3 protein-coding genes are annotated in these 2,512 nt (G+C 77.8%); 1 reads left to right on the top strand and 2 read right to left on the bottom strand.

The genetic code is table 11. The features are described from left to right. Positions 1 to 120 precede the first annotated feature (120 nt). Entirely contained in the window at positions 121 to 453 is a 333-nt protein-coding gene (locus tag ACFV4G_RS43325; protein ID WP_380449148.1) for an ArsR/SmtB family transcription factor, read from the bottom strand. A gap of 178 nt (positions 454 to 631) precedes the next feature. Between ACFV4G_RS43325 and ACFV4G_RS43320 the strand changes: the two genes are divergently transcribed. Then, entirely contained in the window at positions 632 to 1,837 is a 1,206-nt protein-coding gene (locus ACFV4G_RS43320; RefSeq protein ID WP_380449146.1) for an MFS transporter, read from the top strand. Between the two features lie 4 nt (positions 1,838 to 1,841). Here ACFV4G_RS43320 and ACFV4G_RS43315 read toward each other — a convergent pair whose 3' ends face one another. Then, entirely contained in the window at positions 1,842 to 2,246 is a 405-nt protein-coding gene (locus ACFV4G_RS43315; protein ID WP_380449144.1) for a nuclear transport factor 2 family protein, read from the bottom strand. Between the last annotated feature and the right edge of the window lie 266 nt (positions 2,247 to 2,512).

Below are 2,512 nucleotides of genomic sequence, written 5' to 3'. Positions count from 1 at the left end.
GCCGCCCGCCCCGCCCGCGCCCCCCCCCCCGCCGCGGCCCCCCCCCCCCCCCCCCGCGCCGCCCCCCCCCCCCCCCCCCGCGGCCCCGCCGCCCCCGCGCCGCGTTCGGGGCCGGGCCCGTCAGGGTGCCGGGGCGGGGGCGGCGGTGAGGAGGGCGTCGAGCAGGCCGGGGAAGCGGGTGTCGAGGTCGGTGCGGCGCAGGCTGACGAAGCGGTTGCGGCCGGCGACGCGGGTGGTGGTGACGCCCGCCTCGCGCAGGACGCGCATGTGGTGGGAGACGGTCGACTTGTGGAGGTGGTCCAGGCCCAGGCCGCGCGGGTCGCAGGAGTGCTCGGCGCCGTCGGCGTAGCTGAGGAGCAGGCGCATGCGCACGGGGTCGCCGAGGGCGGCCAGGACCGTGACGAGGTCGAGGTCGGCGGTGGCGGGCTGGGGCAGCCGCTCGTCTTCGGTCATGGCGCTCGGGTCCTCGCAGGGGTCACGGACGGCGGTGGGCGGTCGCGGGCGGTCGGGCATCGGGGCGATCGGGGCACCGGGCACCGGGCCGTTGGTTTGACAATCATCCACCAATCCCTAGTGTTTGACGAGCGTCAAACTGTTGCGCGTTCGTCAAACAATCGGGGGGTTCCTTTCCATGCCCGTGCGCCTGCTCCTGCTCGCCCTCGGCACCTTCGCCGTGGGCACCGACTCGATGGTCGTGGCCGGCATCCTCGGCCCGGTCGCCGCCGACCTGGGGGTGTCCGTGCCGGCCGCCGGCCAGCTGGTCACCGTCTTCGCGCTCGGCTACGCGCTGCTGGCGCCGGTGCTGGCGGCGCTGACCGCCCGCTGGCCGCGCCGGCGGCTGCTGCTGGCCGCGCTCGCGGTGTTCACCGCCGCCAACGCGCTCAGCGCGCTGGCGCCCACCTTCGGCGCGCTGCTGGCCACCCGGGTGCTGGCGGCGGCCGGGGCGGCGCTGTACACGCCGGCCGCCAACGCGGTGGCCACCGCGCTGGTGGCGCCCGAGCGGCGCGGGCGGGCGCTGGCCACCGTGCTGGGCGGGATGACGGTGGCCACCGCGCTCGGCGTGCCAGTGGGCACCTGGGTGGGGCGCGGCGACTGGCGGCTGACGATGTGGCTGGTCACGGGGCTGGGCCTGGCGGCGCTGGCCGGGCTGGCGCTGCTGCTGCGCACCCTGCCCGCGCCCGCCGCACCCGCGGGCCTCGCGGCGCGCCTGGCACCGCTGGGGCGCCCGCGGGTGCTGGGGGCGGCGGCCACCACGCTGGTGTTCTTCCTCGCCTTCCAGAGCGTCTACATCTACCTGGCGACCGCGCTCTCCGGGGCGACCGGGGGCGACGCGGGCCGGCTGAGCACCGTGCTGGCGGTCACCGGCGCGGCGTCGGTGGCGGGCAGCTGGCTGGGCGGGCGCCTGGTGGACCGGGTGGGGGTGCGCCGGGTGCTGCTGACCGGTTCGCTGGTGGCGGCCGGATCGTTCGCCGCGCTGCCGTGGCTGGGGCGCAGCATGGCGGGGGCGCTGGTGTACGCGGTGGTGACGCCGCTGGCGGGGTGGGCGGTGTCGGTGGCGCTGCCGCACCGGATGGCGTCGCTGGATCCGGGTGGTGCGCCGTTGCTGATCTCGCTGAACTCCAGTGCGCTGTACCTGGGGACGGCGGCGGGCGGGGTGGCGGGCAGCTGGGCGATCGGGGTGCTGGGCGGGCGGTTCTTCCCGCTGGCGGCGGCGGTGCTGGCGCTGGTGGCGGCGGGTGCGGCGGCGGCGACCACGCGGGCGGGGCGTGCCGCGGTGGTCGCGGGGACGCCGGCGGGGGCGGGGGTCGATCAGGTCCCCGCCCCGGTGCGGCGGTGAGGGGTCAGGCGCGGGCGGAGCCGAGGTCGCGGTCGGTCTCGGCGCCCTTGAGGAGCAGGGTGGTCTCCTCGATGCGGGCGAAGCGCCCGCAGGGGCCGAACTCGCCGAACACGTAGACCTCCATGCTGACCTCGCTGCCGTCGGTCTTGACGACGTGGACGGTGTGGCGGTCGGCGGTGCGGCCGTCGGCGTGGAACTCCTCGTGGACGTCGATGGAGCCGGAGGCGACGACGGCGCGCAGGTGGCCGATGTGCTCGGCGAAGCCGGCGCGGTCGGCCCAGGTGCCGTCGGTGCGCTGGCGGTAGTCGGGGGTGAAGTGCCGCTCGATGGCGTCCTCCAGGGGCAGGGAGGGGGTGAAGAGCAGGTCGTTGATGGCGGCGGTGATGGTGGTGTGGGCGGCGGCGGTCATGAGAACGGCTCCTTCGGGCATGGGGGTGGTGCGGTCCGGGACGGCCGGAAACCGAGATGCGTGCGTCGCGCACGCTTTCTGGAAGAGGACTCTACACGGAATGCGTGCGCCACGCACGCTACGATCGGGGGGTGAACCACAGCCCCGACGCCTGCCCCGGGCCCCCCCCCCCCCCCCCCCCCCCCCCCCCCCCCCCCCCCCCCCCCCCCCCCCCCCCCCCCCCCCCCCCCCCCCCCCCCCCCCCCCCCCCCGCCCCCGCCGCCCGC

Origin of the sequence: Kitasatospora sp. NPDC059747, assembly GCF_042732955.1 — a bacterium.
GTDB lineage: Bacteria > Actinomycetota > Actinomycetes > Streptomycetales > Streptomycetaceae > Kitasatospora.
The sequence above is the reverse complement of the archived record's forward strand: the minus strand, read 5'-3'. Positions and strand labels throughout refer to the sequence as shown.

What these genes read in the sequence shown, in the direction of transcription:
- ACFV4G_RS43315 (WP_380449144.1), bottom strand. Translation starts at nt 2,246, where the DNA reads ATGACCGCCGCCGCCCACACCACCATCACCGCCGCCATCAACGACCTG.
- ACFV4G_RS43320 (WP_380449146.1), top strand. Translation starts at nt 632, where the DNA reads ATGCCCGTGCGCCTGCTCCTGCTCGCCCTCGGCACCTTCGCCGTGGGC.
- ACFV4G_RS43325 (WP_380449148.1), bottom strand. Translation starts at nt 453, where the DNA reads ATGACCGAAGACGAGCGGCTGCCCCAGCCCGCCACCGCCGACCTCGAC.